Source organism: Rathayibacter sp. VKM Ac-2879, from assembly GCF_015351245.1.
Lineage (GTDB): Bacteria > Actinomycetota > Actinomycetes > Actinomycetales > Microbacteriaceae > Rathayibacter.
Map to the genome: position 1 here is coordinate 39,340 of NZ_JADKSO010000004.1, position 14,802 is coordinate 54,141.

A 14,802-nucleotide genomic window follows, 5' to 3' on the forward strand; every position below is an offset into this window, starting at 1 on the left:
CCGTCGGCGCCGCGAGGGTCAGCGCCGCTTCGAGCGCGTGCGTGCGGGAGCGACCGGACGCTGCCCGTGCACGCGCGGGGCTCCCTCGCCGGCGGCGCCCTTGGGCAGCACGGCTGCAGGAGGGATCGGCCGACGGGTCACCGGGCGGATCGGCTCTCCTCGGCGCGACTGGCCCGGGATCGGGCGCGAGCGACGACCGTAGATCAGCTCGGAGGAGTCGAGCAGCCACGGCACCAGGGCGACCGTGACGCCGTGCACCAGTAGCAGCTTCTGGCGGATCCGGCGCGACTTGTGATTGTGGAGGAACGCCTCCCACCAGTGGCCCACGATGTATTGCGGCATGTAGACGGTCGTGATCTCGGAACCGTGCTCGAGGCGGTGTGCCTTGATGTACTTGATCAGCGGATACGAGATGTCGCGGTAGGGAGAGGCGACGCAGCGCAGCGGCACCTCGATGTCCATCCGTGCCCAGTCGGCCTTGAGCTGCGCGGTCTGCGCGTCGTCGATGGAGGAGTGCACCGCCTCCAACGTCTCGTGCCGCGCGGCGATCGCATAGTCGAGCGCTTTCAGGGTGGGCTTGTTCATGCGACCCACGAGCACGATCGCATGGTCGCCGTTGGCGCCGAACGTCGTGGTCGGGTCGACCTCGATCTCCTTCTCGACATCGCGGTAGTAGCGATACACCCCCGCCATCAGGATCCCGAGGATCGGCATCACCAGGTAGACGAGCCACGCGCCGTGGGTGAACTTGGTGATCGTCACGACCACGAGCACCGCGAAGGTCAGGGTTGCGCCGAAGAGATTGATCCCGAGGCTCGTGTAGACGGTGCGCGAGCCCTCGCCGTTGCGGATCATCCGCACCCAGTGCTTGACCATCCCCGACTGACCGAGGGTGAACGAGACGAAGACGCCGATGATGTAGAGCTGCACGAGGCTCGTCAGCGAGGCCTGGTAGACGAGCAGGATGATCGCGGCGACGAGCGCGAGGATGATCACGCCGTTGGAGTAGATCAGGCGGTCGCCGCGGGTGTTGAGCGACTTCGGCGCGTAGCCGTCGCGGGCGAGCACGGAGCCCAGCAACGGGAAGCCGTTGAACGCGGTGTTCGCGGCGAGGAGCAGCACCGCCGCAGTCGCCGCCTGGATGATGAAGAACAGGACGGAGTTGTTGCCGAAGGTCGCAGCGGCCACCTGCGCGATCACCGAGCGCTGCGGAGTCGTCTCGCAGTTCGCGAAGCCGACCAGGTGGCAGGCGTTCTCGGCATAGTGCACGTTCGAGAGCAGAGCGAGTGCGACGAGGCCGACGAAGAGTGTGATCGCGATCGCGCCCATTGCCACGAGGGTGCGCTGCGCGTTCTTCACCTTGGGCACTCGGAAGGCGGGGACGCCGTTCGAGATCGCCTCCACTCCGGTGAGCGCCGCGCAGCCGCTCGCGAAGGAACGCAGCAGGAGGAGCACCACGGCCGCCTGCGTGAGCTGCTCGCCCTGCACTGTGAAGCCGGCCGACTCCGCGACGGGTGTGTCGCCGAAGGCGGTGCGCGCGAGGCCCACCACGACCATGACGAACACGCTCGCCACGAAGAGGTAGGTCGGCACGGCGAACGCCCTGCTCGACTCCGAGACCCCGCGGAGGTTCACCGCGGCGAGGAGGACGACGAAGAGGATCGCGAGTTCGACCCGGAGCGGTGCCAGCTCGGGCAGCGCGGAGATGATGTTGTCGACTCCCGAGGCGACCGACACGGCGACCGTCAGCACGTAGTCGACGAGCAGGGCGGAGGCGACGGTGAGGCCCGCGGTCTCGCCCAGGTTCGTGCGCGCGACCTCGTAGTCGCCGCCGCCCGAGGGGTAGGCGCGGATGAGCTGGCGGTAGCTGAGAACCACCACCACGAGAAGGATGACCACGCACGCGGCGACCCAGGGCGCGAAGGTGAGGAACGACAGGCCGCCGAGCAGGAGGATCATCAGCAGCTCCTGCGGCGCGTACGCGACGGAGGAGAGCGGGTCGCTCGCGAAGATCGGCAGAGCGAGGCGCTTCTGCAGGAGCTGCCCCTCGAGCTTGTCGCTGGGCAGCGGCTCGCCGATGAAGAAGTGCTTTGCGGTGCGCAGCTCGGTGGGGTCGCTGGGCAATTCCTCCGCGTCGGTCGGACCGGCCTCGTGTGTCACGAGCGACGACACTACTCCGTGGGCGGGGAGGGGCCAACCGTCCGAGCGTCGCCCGAACGGCCGCTGGACCCGCGCTGTGACCGGGGATTTCCCCGGAGGCCGAGGATGGGCGTCGGAGGGGGCGAGGCGCGGGATCAGAGCGGAAACCCCTTGGAGTGGGGTCGTGGGGGAGGCCGTGAACGTCTCCGATGGCGAGGCCCCGCATGCGGTCCGTGACCTCCGCGGTGCACGCCGAGCGCAGGATCAGGGCCGTGCCGCGGCCCCGATCAGTCTCGTGAGACTGTCGCGGAGGGCGCTCAGCTCCTCGAGCGGCACGTCGAGGCGCTCCACGATCTGTGCGGGCACGAGCAACGCCTGCTCGCGCAGCGCGGCGCCCGACGGGGTCAGGTCGACGTCGAGGCGGCGCTCGTCGTCGACGCTCCGAGCGCGGGTGACGTGGCCGCTCGCCTCCAGGCGCTTGACGAGCGGGCTGAGGGTGGCGGGCTCGAGGCGGAGGGCGGAGCCGAGGTCCGCGAGCGAGCGCGGGCTGCGCTCCCAGAGCGCGAGCATCACGAGGTACTGCGGGTGGGTGAGACCGAGCGGCTCGAGCACGGGACGGTAGAGGCCGATGACCGTGCGTGCGGCGACCGCGAGCGAGAAGCAGACCTGGTTCTGCAGGGCGAGCGGGTCGGGTTCCACGGTGGCATCCTCTCATCGTGCGCTGATCGTTAGTACACTAAGGATATGACGCGGAAAAAGACCGACTCGCTCTACCAGCGCTTCAACGCGCGCTTGTTCCCGTGGATCGGACCGCCTCCTCTCGGGCCGTACGACCAACCCGAACCGGAGGCACCCGCCGGGCAGGCCTGCCCCCTGTGCTCCCGTGCGATGTCCGAGCACGTGATCGACCGCTCCGGCCCTCGTACTCAGCTGTATTGCCCCGAGCGGGCCGACTGACTCCGCACGCCCCCCTTCGAGGGTCACGGGTTCTCGCGCATGCGGGCGGAGGATGGGGCATGTCCCGCCTGAGCCCACACACCAGCCGCGCCGTCCAGTACTCCCGTTTCGGAGGCGCGGAGGTCCTCGAGATCGTCGAGATCGACCGGCCCAGCCCGGGCCCCGGCGAGGTCCTCGTCGAGGTTCTCGCGGCGGCGGTCAACCATATGGAGGCGTTCATCCGCCAGGGCCTGTTCGACTCCGCGCACTCAGCCACCTTCCCGATGCGCCAGGGGACCGACTTCTCCGGCCTCGTCGTCGGGCGGGGCGAGGGGGTCCACGATCTCGCGGTGCGCAGCGAGGTCGTGGGCCACGCGCTCGTCGGCTCGCACGCGACCCACATCGTCGTGCCGCGCGAGAACCTCGTCCCCAAGCCGCCCTCGGTGAGCTGGGAGGTCGGCGGCGCACTGTTCCTCGCCGGGGTGACGGCCTGGCGCGCTCTCGAAGCCACCCGCGTCGGCCCCGGCGACACCGTCGTCGTGTCGGCGGCGGCGGGAGGCGTCGGCGGTCTCGAGACTCAGCTCGCGATGATGCGCGGCGCGACTGTGATCGGGACCTGCGGAGAGCGCAACTTCGACTATCTGCGGCAGATCGGAGTCACACCGATCGTCTACGGGGACGGCCTCGCCGAGCGGATCCGCGCCGCAGCGCCCCGGGGAGCGACGGTGTTCCTCGACAACTTCGGCGGCACGAACCCCGGGCTCGCCGAGGAGCTGGGCATCATCGACGGCCGCTTCCACTCCAGCGCCGACCGCAAGGAGATCGAGTTGCGCGCCGTCTGGCCGGACGCAGAGACCGCCCGCCGCGACACCGAGATCCTCGCGGAGCTCGTGAGACTCGTCGGAGAGCAGCGCCTGAGGGTCCTCATCTCGGGTTTCTACCCGTTCGACCAGGTCCGGGACGCCTTCGATGATCTCGAAAAGCGGCACTCGCGAGGCAAGATCGTGCTCGGGATGCATCCCGTCGATCCGGCACGGGTGACGAAGGCGCGCGACATCCACGAGGCGCGGCCCTAGGCTCCGCCCACTCCCGTCCGTTCCTCGCGAGCCGACGGCTCGACACGCCACCAGAATGGTGGCCGGAGGCGCGATGCGCCGGGGAGGAGGCGCGCGATGGAGGAACCGGTCGTCGCGATCGTCTGGATCGTCTCGTTCGTTCTCGTCACCGTGCTCGTGACCGGGCTGTCCGGCCGGGTCGGCTGGTCGGCTCCCGTCGCGCTGGTCGCCGTGGGTGCGCTGGCCTCGTTCGTACCGGGGATCCCCGCGGTGACGGTCGAGCCCGACGTCGTGCTCTTCGGCATCCTGCCGCCCCTGCTCTACGCCGCAGCGATCCGCACCTCCGTCCTCGACGTTCGGGCCCGCGGCGACAGCATTCTGCTGCTCTCGGTCGGACTGGTGGTCTTCACCGTCCTCGCCGTCGGCGCGGTGGCCTGGCTCGTGGTTCCGGCGATCACGGTCGCCGCGGCGCTAGCGTTCGGCGCGATCGTGGCGCCCACGGATGCCGTGGCCGTCACGGCGATCGCAGGACGCCTCCGGCTGCCGCGCCGCATGCTCACGGTGCTCGAGGGCGAGAGCCTGCTCAACGACGCGACTGCGCTCGTCGCGCTCAACGCCTCCCTGCTCGCGATCGTGAGCACGGTGACACCCGGGCGCGTCGCGCTCGACTTCGTCCTCGCGGTCGTTGTCGGCGGAGGGGTCGGGATCGTCGTGGCGGTCGTCCTCGGAATCGTCCGTAAGCAGGTGTCGTCGTCGGTGCTCGACACGAGCCTCTCCCTCGTCACGCCCTACGTCGCGTTCATCCCCGCGCAGCTCCTGCACGGCTCGGGGGTGCTCGCGGTGGTCGTCGCGGGGCTCTTCCTGGGCTTCCGTGCGCCCGTGATCCAGTCGGCGCAAGCGCGCATCGCGGAGTCGCTCAACTGGCGGACGATCCAGTTCCTCCTCGAGAACGCGGTGTTCCTCTTCATCGGGCTGAGCCTGTCGTCGGTGGTCGGGGCGACCGCAGACTCGGGGGTCGGCGTCTGGCAGACGGTCGGCATCGGCGCGGCGATCCTCGCGGCGCTCATCGGCAGCCGGGTGCTGTGGATGTGCATGACGACCGTCCTCTTCCGGCACGGTCCGCGGCGGCTGCAGCAGCGTGGCTGGACCTGGCCGACGGCGATCGGAGTGTCGTTCGCCGGCATTCGCGGGGTGGTCACCCTCGCGGCCGCGTTCCTCCTGCCGGAGGAGACGCCGCAACGTGCCTTCCTTCAGTTCCTCGCGTTCGTGGTCGTGGCGGGGACGCTGGTCGAGGGCCTCGCTCTGCCGCGGCTGGTGCGGGCGCTCAAGCTGCCCGCGCCGAACGAGATGCAGGAGCACGTCGAGAAGCAGATGCTGCTCGCGGAGGCGCAGACCGCTGGTCTGGCGCGGCTCGATCGGGAGTCGCTCGACGGAGTGGAGGACCGGGTGATCGAGCGGCTGCGGCGTAACGCGCGGTTCCTCGCCGACGCGTTGGAGAACCCTCCGGAGGACGAGACCGTGGAGCCGCTCGCTCGCTCCTACAACCGTCTGCGGCGGGTGATGATCGAAGCCGAGCGCGAGGCTGTGCTGCGGGCGCGCGCCGAGGGGCGCTATCAGGAGCCCGCGGTGGTGAGCGCGTTGGCGTTCCTCGACGTCGAGGAGGAGGCGTTGGCCGTCGGCCGGCAGTAGGCGACGGTGGGCGGTGACGGGATCCTGTGGGACCCCGCCACCGCGGCGTCAGCCCAGGGTGGACCGGACCGCCGTTCTGGCCTGGTCGAGCGCGACGCGCAGAGCGGACACGCTCTCGGCGGTGACGGCTCCGTGGGCGGAGGCGGTGCGCAGCTCGGCCCGCAGCTCGTCGCGGAACTCGGTGAGCAGCACCTCTGCCTCGCGCAGGGCCAGGCGGGAGGCGCTACGGCTGGCGGCGCCGGGCTCGTCCTGTGCGTTCGCCGTGGTCTCCTCGGGCGAAGGGCCGGGTCGACGAGAGGGTTCTCGGGAGTCGCGGGCGGCGCTCGCGAGATCGGCGCGGAGGCTCTTCATCGCCGCTGTCACGCCCAGGCGTACTTCGTCGGCGAGCCGGCGGACGGAGTCGGAGAGTTCCTGCTCGAGGTCGCCGAGGTCTCCCGCGCGGCTGGCCAGCTCGGCGCGGCCCTCGTCGGTGATCGAATAGACGGTCTTGCGGCCATCTGCCTCCTTGGTGACGAGACCCTCCTCTTCGAGCTTCGCCAGGCGGGGGTAGACGGTTCCGGCGCTGGGCGCGTAGGTGCCGCCGAAGCGTTCGCTGAGCGCCTGGATGAGCTCGTAGCCGTGGCGGGGAGCCTCGGCGAGCAGGTTCAGGAGATAGAGGCGCAGGCGGCCGTGCGCGAAGACGGGGGTCACAGCGCGCCTCCGTCGCTGGGACGCTGATCGTCGACGGGGCCCGAGTCGGGCGAGCCCCAGCCTGCGCGATCGTCCACGGGTGCGGGGGAGGTGGCGCGGCGCACGACGGTCACGTCGCCCGAGACCGAGTTGGCTGCGATGTCGACCCAGGTCGAGTCGAGGGAGCCGGTGGTCGCGGTGTAGCCGCGACCGAACGTGCCCTTCACGATCGAGCCGTCGAGCTGGAGGGTGCCGGTCGCCGTGTTGATGCGGTAACGGGCACCGAGCCCCTCGTCGATGCGGATCGTGAGGTCGCCGCTGACGGTGTTCGCCTGGATCTCGTCGGGGGTCCCCTCCGCGTCGACGAGCACGTCTCCCGAGACGCCGTCGACGGTGAGGCGGGTGAGCGCGCCGGTCGCGGTGACGTCTCCCGAGACGGTGCGGGCGGTGACGCGACCGGTGTGGTTGCGCACCGAGAGCTCGCCGTGGACGGTGTTGACCTCGACGTCGCCGTGCACCCCGTCGAGGACGACGTCGCCGCCGACGGTCGAGACGCGAGCGTCGCTGTGCAGGCCCGAGACGAGGCCCTCGGCCGAGACGGTGTCGAAGGTGAGCGCGACGCCGCGGGGGACGAGAACGCTGACATCGGCGCGATCGCCGCGGCGGCCGAGGCCCTTGACGACGTCGATGATCGAGTCCCAGCGGAGTTGAATGTGGTCGATCTCGAGGCGGTCGCCCTCCCTCGAGACCTTCAGGGGCCGTCCGTCGACGCTGTGGACCTCGACGCGCGCGGTCGGCTCGTCGTGGGCGATGACGTCGACTTGACCCCCGACCAGGGCGATCTTCACGGCGCGGATGACGTCGAGGTCGATGACCTTCGTCTCGCCCGCCTGCACGAGCCATTTCTCGAGTGACATGGACTGCTCCTTCTCTGCGGGGTGCGTCTGGAGGACGCTCAACGCGATATAACGCGAGTTGCTTCAACACACGATATATCGCGTTTGGGAGGGAGGGCAAGGGCCTCCAGGCGTGTCCGAGGAGAGCATCGCGGCCGCGTAACCGGTGCAACGCCTCCCGGCCCGGACTGGAGGCTGAGCGCCCCACCGCTCTACCGCGGGCCGCCCGCGCAAGCAAGAGGCGAAATCCCAGCCACGGCCGCGGCATGCTCGAAACCGGCCCGATGCGCGCGGCTGTTCGAACCGCACGGTTCGATGCAGGAACCGGCGCCCTGGGCACGTCCCGCCGCTCCGACAGACCAGGTGAACCATGGCTACGCAGACCGTTCTCGACGCCGTCCGCGCCGCGCCCACCCTGCTCGAGGCCATCAGGGCGGCCGACGAGCTGACCATCGCTGCCGTCAGCGACGGCGGCGGGCGCGCGGTGCGGCTGCTCACGAGGGCCGCCCTCGACGCCTCCGACCAGCTCACGGCGATCGCCGCGGTGCACTCGCTCGCCCAGGTCTTCGACGAGGAGGCGGACCTCGCGCTCCTGCGGCTGCTCGCGGATGATCGCGGCTACCTCCGCGAGCACGCCGCGTGGGCGTTCGGCGGGCGTCTTCCGCGGCCGGCGGCCGTCGGCCCTCTGCTCGCGATGCTCCGTTCGGGCGGATTCTCGGGGATGCTCGCGCAGCGGACTCTGCTGCTCTGGGCCTCGTCGAGCTCGGACCTTCTTACGGTCGCGCTCGAGGCCGCGCTGGTCGGCGAGCGTGACGGGGAGGTGCGCGCCCGCTTCGTCGAAACCCTCGGTCGCGTTCCCGGCTCGATGGCCGAGCGGACGCTTCTGCAGCTCGCCGCCGATGAGGCGGAGGGGCTCGCGGCTCGTGCGGCGGCCGTCGAGGCGCTCGGCGAGCGGTCCTGCACCGAGGCGGAGCCGTTGCTCACGCGACTCGCCCAGGCGCGGGACGCGCTCGCTCCCTTCGCCAGACTCGCCCTCGTCGACCTCGGTCCTGCCCCTCTCTCCGAGGCGGGACCGACCATCGCGCAGCTCTTCCTCCACGCCGACATCGACGGCACCCTCACACGCGTCGGTGCCGGCGACAACGGAGGGATCGCGACGCTGCTCGTGCGCCTCGGCGACGCGCTGGCCGAGGAGGAGAGCCTGGACCGCGTGCTCACTCTCTCGCGCGGGACCGCAGACGAGGCCGAACGCGCCCTCTCCGAGCTCCCCGCCTCCGGCCACGGCTTCGCTCCCGTCCCCTTCGTGGGAACGCCCGCGCCGATGCCGGAGGCATGGCCGCGCAGGATCGCCGCCGAGCGCGGGATCCGCCGGGTCCTTCGCGCAGCGGGTCGTGTCGACGTGCTGCACCTGCGCATGGCGGACGTCGGCTCGCTCGCGGCGGCGGCGGTCGCGCGCGAGCTCGAGATCCCCATCGTCTTCACCCTCGCCCCCGACCCGCATGCTCTGATCGCGGGCCTCGACGCGTCCGGCGCCCTCTCTCGGAGCGACTTCGGCGAGCGCGACGAGAACGAGCACTTCTGGTTCAGGGTGCGGCTCGTGCAGCGCCTCGCGGCCGATGCCGCGCACACCGTGCTCTTCCCGCGCGCGAGGCTCGCCGAGACGATGCGTGAGCTGATCGGGGTCGACATCACGGCGCACCCGGAGCGGCACACGGTGGTTCCGGAGGGGATCGACGTGCGCCTGGTCGAGCGCGGCGAGCGGGCCGCGCGCGCCTCCGCCGCGGACGAGCCGGTGGCTCTCGACGAACGCGACGACCTGGCGTCGTTCGACCGTCTTCTCGCGCAGCTGCCAGACGGGCGCCGCGACCTGCCCGTGCTGCTGAGCGTCGGACGCCTGCACCGGGTGAAGGGGATGGCGACGCTCGCGGAGGCCTGGGCGTCGGACCCGGCCCTGCGAGCGCGGGCGAACCTCGTGCTCGTGGGCGGCGACCTGGCCGCGCCGACACCCGACGAACGCGAGCAGCTCGACCGGATCGCGGCGGTCGTACATGACGGTCTCCTCATGGCGGGCCATCGTCCGAACGGAACGGTCGCGCGCTGGCTCGGCGCCGTCCGCCACGGGCGACCGACGCTGTCGGCCCCCGGCGGCGCCTACGTGTGCGCGAGCCTCAAGGAGGAGTTCGGCATCGCTCTCTTGGAGGCGCTCGCCGCGGGCCTCGTCGTCGTCGCACCTCGAGCGGGTGGGCCGGCCACCTATGTCGAGCAGGGTGTGACCGGGTTTCTGGTGGACACCTCCGATGCCACGGCGCTCGCGCGCGCCTCGGCCGACGCCCTCGACCTCGCGAGCGGGACGCTCAGAGATGTCGCGTCTGCACGCGCGAGGGCTATGGTCACCGAGCGGTACACGGTCCAGGCGATGGCTCATGCCCTCTCGGCCGTGTACACGCGAGCGACCCGCGAGCAGGAGCGGCCCCTCCTCTCGGGCCTCGTCCTGGGGTCGTCGTGACCCTCCTGATCGTCAGCCCGGACTACGCGTCGCACCTTCTGCCCCTCGCCACGCTGGGAACGGCCTGGCGCGAGGCAGGGGAGCGGGTCGTGGTCGCGACGGGTGACGCGACCCGGTCGATCGTCGACGCCTTCGCGTTCGAGCACGTCCCGCTCCGCCTCGGCCGCGGCTCGAACCCGGGCACGATCAGGGCGGAGGAGCAGGCGCCCGACGAGGGCGCCTCGCTTCGCGGCTTCTTCGAGGCGACGCGTCGAGGGATGGTGCCCACCCTCGCGTATCAGGCGCGCGAACGCCTCACCGACCTGCTGTGGGACCCGGCCGGAGTCGCCGCACACCTCCGCGCGATCCTCGACGAGGTACAGCCGGAGGCGATCCTGGTCGACCACCTCGCGTTCACGGCGCGGGTCGCCCTGCGGGCGCTCGGCGTGCCCTACGGCGATGTCGTCCTCGGGCACCCGAGCGCTCTGACGGTGGCGGGCGAGGTCTACGGGGTGCCGCCCGAGTGGCCCGCGGCGCTCGATCCGGCACCCGGCGACCTCGCCGCCCTGCGCGAGCTGTGTGACGAGGTGCGCGACGCGTTCACCGCCGAGTGGAACGCCGCGCTCACGACCCTGGACCCCTCCGCCCCGCGCAGCACCGACGCGTTCGCCGAGAGCGGGGACGTGCTCCTGCTCAACTATCCCGAAGAGCTGCACGACCCTTCGCGCTCGGCACTCCTGCCTCCGCACGCCTTCCTCGGCTCCGCTGTGCGTGCCGAGCCGGTGGACGCCGAGGTGGAGCGCTGGCTCGCCTCCTCCACCGACCCGCTCGTCTACGTCAGCTTCGGCAGCTTTCTCTCGGTGCGCGGCGACGTGCTCGCGCGGGTCGTCGCGGCGCTCGCCGAGGTCGAGATCGGAGGACGCCCCGTGCGGGTCGCCCTCGCCTCGGGCTCGACCGACCCCTCCACGCTGGGAGCGATACCCGGCGGATGGTTGGTGCGCGGCTTCCTCCCTCAAGTGACGCTGCTCGGCCGTGCCGCGCTCGCGATCACCCACGGCGGCAACAACAGCGTGACGGAGGCGATGACCGCGGGGGTCCCGCTCGTCGCCCTTCCGTTCTCGACCGACCAGTTTGCCGGCGCGGCGGCGCTCGAGCGGGCCGGATTCGCCGCCGTGCTCGATCCCAACTCCGCGACCTCCGCGGAGCTCGCCGACGCCGCGCGCCGGATGCTCGCGCTCGAGGGCGAGGAGCGGGCAGCCCTGACCGCGCTGAGCGCCGCCCTCGCCGGTGAGACCGGACCTCGGCGCGCCTACACCGCGCTGACCGGGGCGGCTTCGGTACCCCGCTGAGACCAGGGGCGGGGCGGCGCGCCCTACTGTGAGCGCATGGACAGTCGGGCAGGGGCACCGCTTCGGGCGGAACGCGATGTGGAGCGCGGGCGCTGGGTGCTCGAGGCGCTGGGGCGGTTCGGCACGTTCGACGGGATCGTGCCGCCCGTGTTCGATGCGGCGGTCCGGGTGCTCCACCCCGTGAGCGAGGATCCGGTGGTCCGCTGGCGAGACGTCGCCGAGCGGGCGGGGACAGTGCTGCACCCGCTCGCGCAGTGGGACTCGGTGGTCGGACCCTCCCCCATCGATGTCGGCGCACCGAGGACGGGTGTGCTCCCTCTCGTCGAACTCGCCGCTCTCGCCGGCCCGCTGTCCGCGGCGACCGCGACTCCGGAGGCATGCCTCGCCGCCTTCTGGGAGGGGTATGGGACGCTCGTCGGCGAGCAGACCGTCGTCTTCTCGCGGCGCGGGGGCCGTGACCCTGAGTGGCTCTCGGACTCTCGACCGACAGGGTGGGAGCATCCCGAGATCGCCGCCGCGGGCTGGTTGGAGCTGCCGGGGCGCGAATGCCTGCTGTTCTCGCTCGACGTGCGCACACTCGCCGACCCCGGCTGGGCGCGGGAGGCCGGCTTCGCCACCGCGTCCGGGACCACGGTGCAGACCCCGCTCGCGCTCTGGCCTGACGACCGCGCGTGGTACCTGGCCACCGAGGTCGACTTCGACTCGACCGTGATCGGGGGCTCGAGAGCCCTCGTGGATGCGGTGCTCGAGCTGTCGGAGCAGGGCGCCCTCGAGGCGCTGCCGTTGCCCGAGGTCGTCGACCTCTCGAGCCTGGGCGACCGCGTGAATCCGCGACCGCATTGACGAGGAGGGACGGGGTAGAGACGACATGCCTCGAGGGTGCTCGCTCGTGACGGCTCACGGACCGTGAGCCCCGGATCTGTGGAGGATCGCGAGAACGAGCGGCTGTGGAGGGGCGTCCAGGCCCTCACGCGGGCTCCTTCACCGCCGCCGGAGACTCCGGGGCGCCACGATCCAGACCACCGCGAGCAGCAGCAGGACGCCTCCGCCCGCGAGCAGCCCGGCGCGCGCCTCGAGCACGAAGTCGAACACGAAGCCCACCACCCCGACGAACAGCAGCGAGCCGGCCGCGAGGCAGACGACCACCACCCGATTGCCGAAGCGCACGAGCTCGGCCTTCCTCCGCTGCTGGAACAGCAGACGATGCACCACCACCGGCGCGAGCGCCAGCACCGTGACGCACGCGGCGAGCAGCACGAGCACCAGATAGAGGGTGAGCCCGGCCGGATGGAGCTCCGTGAAGCGCTGCTGGAAGCAGAGGGTGAGCAGAAATCCTCCGAGCAGTTGCGTCCCGGTCTGCACCACACGCAGCTCTTGCAGGATCTCGTTCCAGTTGCGGTCGGACCGCTCCTCTGCGGTCTCGTCGCGCCCGAGGTCCGGCGCGTCTGCTGGTCGTTCGCTCATGCCTGCCAGGGTAGAGGAGCTGATCAGAGCGCTGATTGCGCCAGTGACAGCGCGCCCAGGACTCCCGAGTCGTCCCCCAGGCCCGGCGCCACGACGCGGAGGCGCCCTCCGCCGGTTCCCGTCGCGCCAGGACCGCCCATCAGGCGCCCCACCTCGGCCTCCACTGCGGGCAGGAGGCCCGGCGTCTTCGAGACGCCACCGCCGAGGATCGCCAACCGGACCCCCACGACGTAGGCGAGCGTCGACACCAGCTGAGCGAGATAGAACGAGCTGAAGCGGAGGTTCGCCTCCGCCTCCGCCGCGAGCAGCCGCGAGCCGTCGACCCCCCAGCGCGCCACGATCGCGGGCCCCGCGACGAGCCCCTCCAGACAGTCGCCGTGAAAGGGGCACGAGCCCGCGAAGCGGTCGTCCGTATGGCGCCTCGGCAGCAGGTGGGCGATCTCGGGCCAGCCGCTTCCCGCCAGGAGCCGGCCGCCCGAGACCAGGCCGCCGCCGACTCCGGTGCCGACCGTGAGATAGGCGAAGTCGCTCTCGCCGCTCGCGGCGCCCCAGCGCGCCTCCCCGACAGCCGCGCCGTTCACGTCGGTCGCGAGGGCCGTCGCCGCGCCCGGGGCCGCCGCGGAGATCGGTCCGAGGACGTCGACGCCCGACCAGCCGGGCTTGGGCGTCGAGGTGAGACGGCCATAGTCGGGGGAGTCGGGGTCGATGTCGAGCGGTCCGAAGGAGGCGACTCCGATCGCCACGACCTCGCCCGCGACCGGGTGGCCGCTCACGAAGTCGGCGATGGCCGCGAGCGTCTGCTCGGGCGCGCGGGTCGGCAGAGTCGTCCTCGCGAGGATCTGCTCGGGCTCGGTCAGGGCGGCGACCGCGACGGCGACCTTCGTCCCGCCCGTCTCGATCCCGACGAGGAGGGGGCGCGCGCTCAGGGCGCTCGGGGAGGGGTCGGCGGAGATGCTCACCCCTCGATCCTCCGGGTCGGGGCAGGCGGAGTCGAGCGCGCCGCTCACTGGCTACGGGAGGACGCCCGGGCCCCCTCGGTCCCGATCCGGCGTCGCCGACGGTGCGGGCGCGTGAATCTCGCCGTCTCGGTTCTCAAGACGCGCAAAAAGTGCGTCCTGTGGCCGGCATCGCACAATGTCGGCGTGCAACACTGGAGGGGAGCGTGCTCCAACCCGTCGCGATCCTCCGCCGGGCACAGAGCCACTGGACCCGGTCCGCTCATCCGCATCCTTTCGCAGGAGGACTCGAATGACCGACACCGCCGTGCTCTCCGCAGCACCGATCCGCACCCCCGCCGCCAAGACGATCCTGATGTGCCGCCCCGAGCACTTCACCGTCGTCTACCGGATCAACCCCTGGATGGATCCACGGGTCCCCACCGACACCTCCCTCGCCGTGCGCCAGTGGCAGACGCTGTACGACACCTACGTCGGACTCGGCTTCGACGTCCAGCTGATCGAGCCCGAGGCCGGCCTGCCCGACATGGTGTACGCGGCGAACGGCGGCTTCGTCATCGACGGCATCGCCTACGGCGCCTCCTTCACCTACCCCGAGCGGCAGCCCGAAGGGCCGGCCTATATGGAGTGGTTCCGCTCGGCCGGCTTCGACGTGCGCGAACCGGAGGAGGTGAACGAGGGCGAGGGCGACTTCCTCCTCGTCGGCGAGCGCATCCTCGCGGGCACCGGCTTCCGCTCCGCCTCCGACTCGCACGCCGAGGTCGCTCGCCTCTTCGGCCGCGAGGTCGTGACCCTCGAGCTCGTGAATCCGTCCTTCTACCACCTCGACACGGCGATCGCGGTGCTCGACGACACGAACATCGCCTACCTCCCGAGCGCGTTCAGCGACGAGGGCAACCGCGTGCTGCGTGAGCTCTACCCCGACGCGATCCTGGTATCGGAGGAGGACGCCGCAGTGCTCGGGCTCAACTCGTTCTCGGACGGACTCCACGTCGTCATCGCGTCGCGTGCGACCGGATTCGAGCGCCAGCTGCGCGAGCGCGGCTACGAGCCGATCGGCGTCGACCTGTCGGAGCTGCTGCTCGGCGGAGGCGGCGTGAAGTGCTGCACCCTGGAGTTGCGGCGCTGAGGCGCAGCCGGCTCCCGCCTCGTCCCCTCGCGCTC

At 71.5% G+C, this 14,802-nt stretch carries 13 protein-coding genes; 7 read left to right on the plus strand and 6 right to left on the minus strand.

Annotated features, from left to right (window positions below):
• Nucleotides 1–18: 18 nt before the first annotated feature.
• Nucleotides 19–2,124, minus strand: a complete 2,106-nt coding sequence (locus ITJ45_RS11040; RefSeq protein ID WP_194610511.1) for an APC family permease — start codon at nucleotides 2,122–2,124, stop codon at nucleotides 19–21.
• A gap of 279 nt (nucleotides 2,125–2,403) precedes the next feature.
• Entirely contained in the window at nucleotides 2,404–2,838 is a 435-nt protein-coding gene (locus tag ITJ45_RS11045) for a MarR family winged helix-turn-helix transcriptional regulator (protein ID WP_194610377.1), read from the minus strand.
• Between the two features lie 45 nt (nucleotides 2,839–2,883).
• Between ITJ45_RS11045 and ITJ45_RS11050 the strand changes: the two genes are divergently transcribed.
• The 3 genes from ITJ45_RS11050 to ITJ45_RS11060 all read left to right on the plus strand — a co-directional run bounded on the left by ITJ45_RS11050 (nucleotide 2,884) and on the right by ITJ45_RS11060 (nucleotide 5,819).
• A complete protein-coding gene (locus ITJ45_RS11050) occupies nucleotides 2,884–3,096 on the plus strand; it encodes a hypothetical protein (protein ID WP_194610375.1) in 213 nt (70 codons plus the stop codon).
• A gap of 59 nt (nucleotides 3,097–3,155) precedes the next feature.
• Nucleotides 3,156–4,151 carry an NADP-dependent oxidoreductase gene (locus ITJ45_RS11055; RefSeq protein WP_194610374.1) on the plus strand — a complete coding sequence of 332 codons (996 nt, stop codon included), beginning with the start codon at nucleotides 3,156–3,158 and terminating at the stop codon, nucleotides 4,149–4,151.
• Nucleotides 4,152–4,247: 96 nt separating this feature from the next.
• Nucleotides 4,248–5,819: a cation:proton antiporter gene (locus tag ITJ45_RS11060; protein WP_194610373.1), complete on the plus strand. Its 1,572-nt coding sequence runs from the start codon at nucleotides 4,248–4,250 to the stop codon at nucleotides 5,817–5,819.
• Nucleotides 5,820–5,867: 48 nt separating this feature from the next.
• Here the strand turns inward: ITJ45_RS11060 and ITJ45_RS11065 are convergent, their stop codons facing one another.
• Both ITJ45_RS11065 and ITJ45_RS11070 read right to left on the minus strand, forming a co-directional pair.
• Nucleotides 5,868–6,509, minus strand: coding sequence for a PadR family transcriptional regulator (locus tag ITJ45_RS11065; protein ID WP_194610372.1), 642 nt, complete (start codon nucleotides 6,507–6,509; stop codon nucleotides 5,868–5,870).
• Complete coding sequence (locus tag ITJ45_RS11070; RefSeq protein ID WP_194610371.1) at nucleotides 6,506–7,405, minus strand: DUF4097 family beta strand repeat-containing protein; 900 nt, start codon at nucleotides 7,403–7,405, stop codon at nucleotides 6,506–6,508. Before ITJ45_RS11070 ends, ITJ45_RS11065 begins: the two co-directional genes overlap by 4 nt.
• 349 nt (nucleotides 7,406–7,754) lie before the next feature.
• On the opposite strand from ITJ45_RS11070, the gene ITJ45_RS11075 reads away from it, so the two are divergent.
• Genes ITJ45_RS11075 through ITJ45_RS11085 form a run of 3 tightly spaced genes read left to right on the plus strand, consistent with a single transcriptional unit; the run spans nucleotide 7,755 to nucleotide 12,061 of the window.
• Nucleotides 7,755–9,890 (plus strand): glycosyltransferase, encoded by a 2,136-nt coding sequence (locus tag ITJ45_RS11075; protein WP_194610370.1) that lies wholly within the window; start codon nucleotides 7,755–7,757, stop codon nucleotides 9,888–9,890.
• On the plus strand, nucleotides 9,887–11,218 hold the full coding sequence (locus ITJ45_RS11080; RefSeq protein WP_194610369.1) for a nucleotide disphospho-sugar-binding domain-containing protein: 1,332 nt from the start codon (nucleotides 9,887–9,889) through the stop codon (nucleotides 11,216–11,218). The genes ITJ45_RS11075 and ITJ45_RS11080 overlap by 4 nt, the downstream gene beginning before the upstream one ends.
• Nucleotides 11,219–11,254: 36 nt before the next feature.
• Nucleotides 11,255–12,061, plus strand: a complete 807-nt coding sequence (locus ITJ45_RS11085; protein ID WP_194610368.1) for a hypothetical protein — start codon at nucleotides 11,255–11,257, stop codon at nucleotides 12,059–12,061.
• Between the two features lie 138 nt (nucleotides 12,062–12,199).
• Here the strand turns inward: ITJ45_RS11085 and ITJ45_RS11090 are convergent, their stop codons facing one another.
• Together ITJ45_RS11090 and ITJ45_RS11095 are read right to left on the minus strand one after the other, a co-directional pair.
• A complete protein-coding gene (locus tag ITJ45_RS11090) occupies nucleotides 12,200–12,682 on the minus strand; it encodes a DUF6328 family protein (protein ID WP_194610366.1) in 483 nt (160 codons plus the stop codon).
• A 23-nt stretch (nucleotides 12,683–12,705) separates the two neighbouring features.
• The gene (locus ITJ45_RS11095; protein WP_323743021.1) at nucleotides 12,706–13,641 is read right to left on the minus strand and encodes an ROK family protein; all 936 of its coding nucleotides are present in this window, start codon (nucleotides 13,639–13,641) and stop codon (nucleotides 12,706–12,708) included.
• 289 nt (nucleotides 13,642–13,930) lie between these two features.
• Here ITJ45_RS11095 and ddaH point away from each other — a divergent pair, with 289 nt between their 5' ends.
• Nucleotides 13,931–14,767, plus strand: coding sequence for a dimethylargininase (ddaH, locus tag ITJ45_RS11100; protein ID WP_194610364.1), 837 nt, complete (start codon nucleotides 13,931–13,933; stop codon nucleotides 14,765–14,767).
• Nucleotides 14,768–14,802 lie beyond the last annotated feature (35 nt).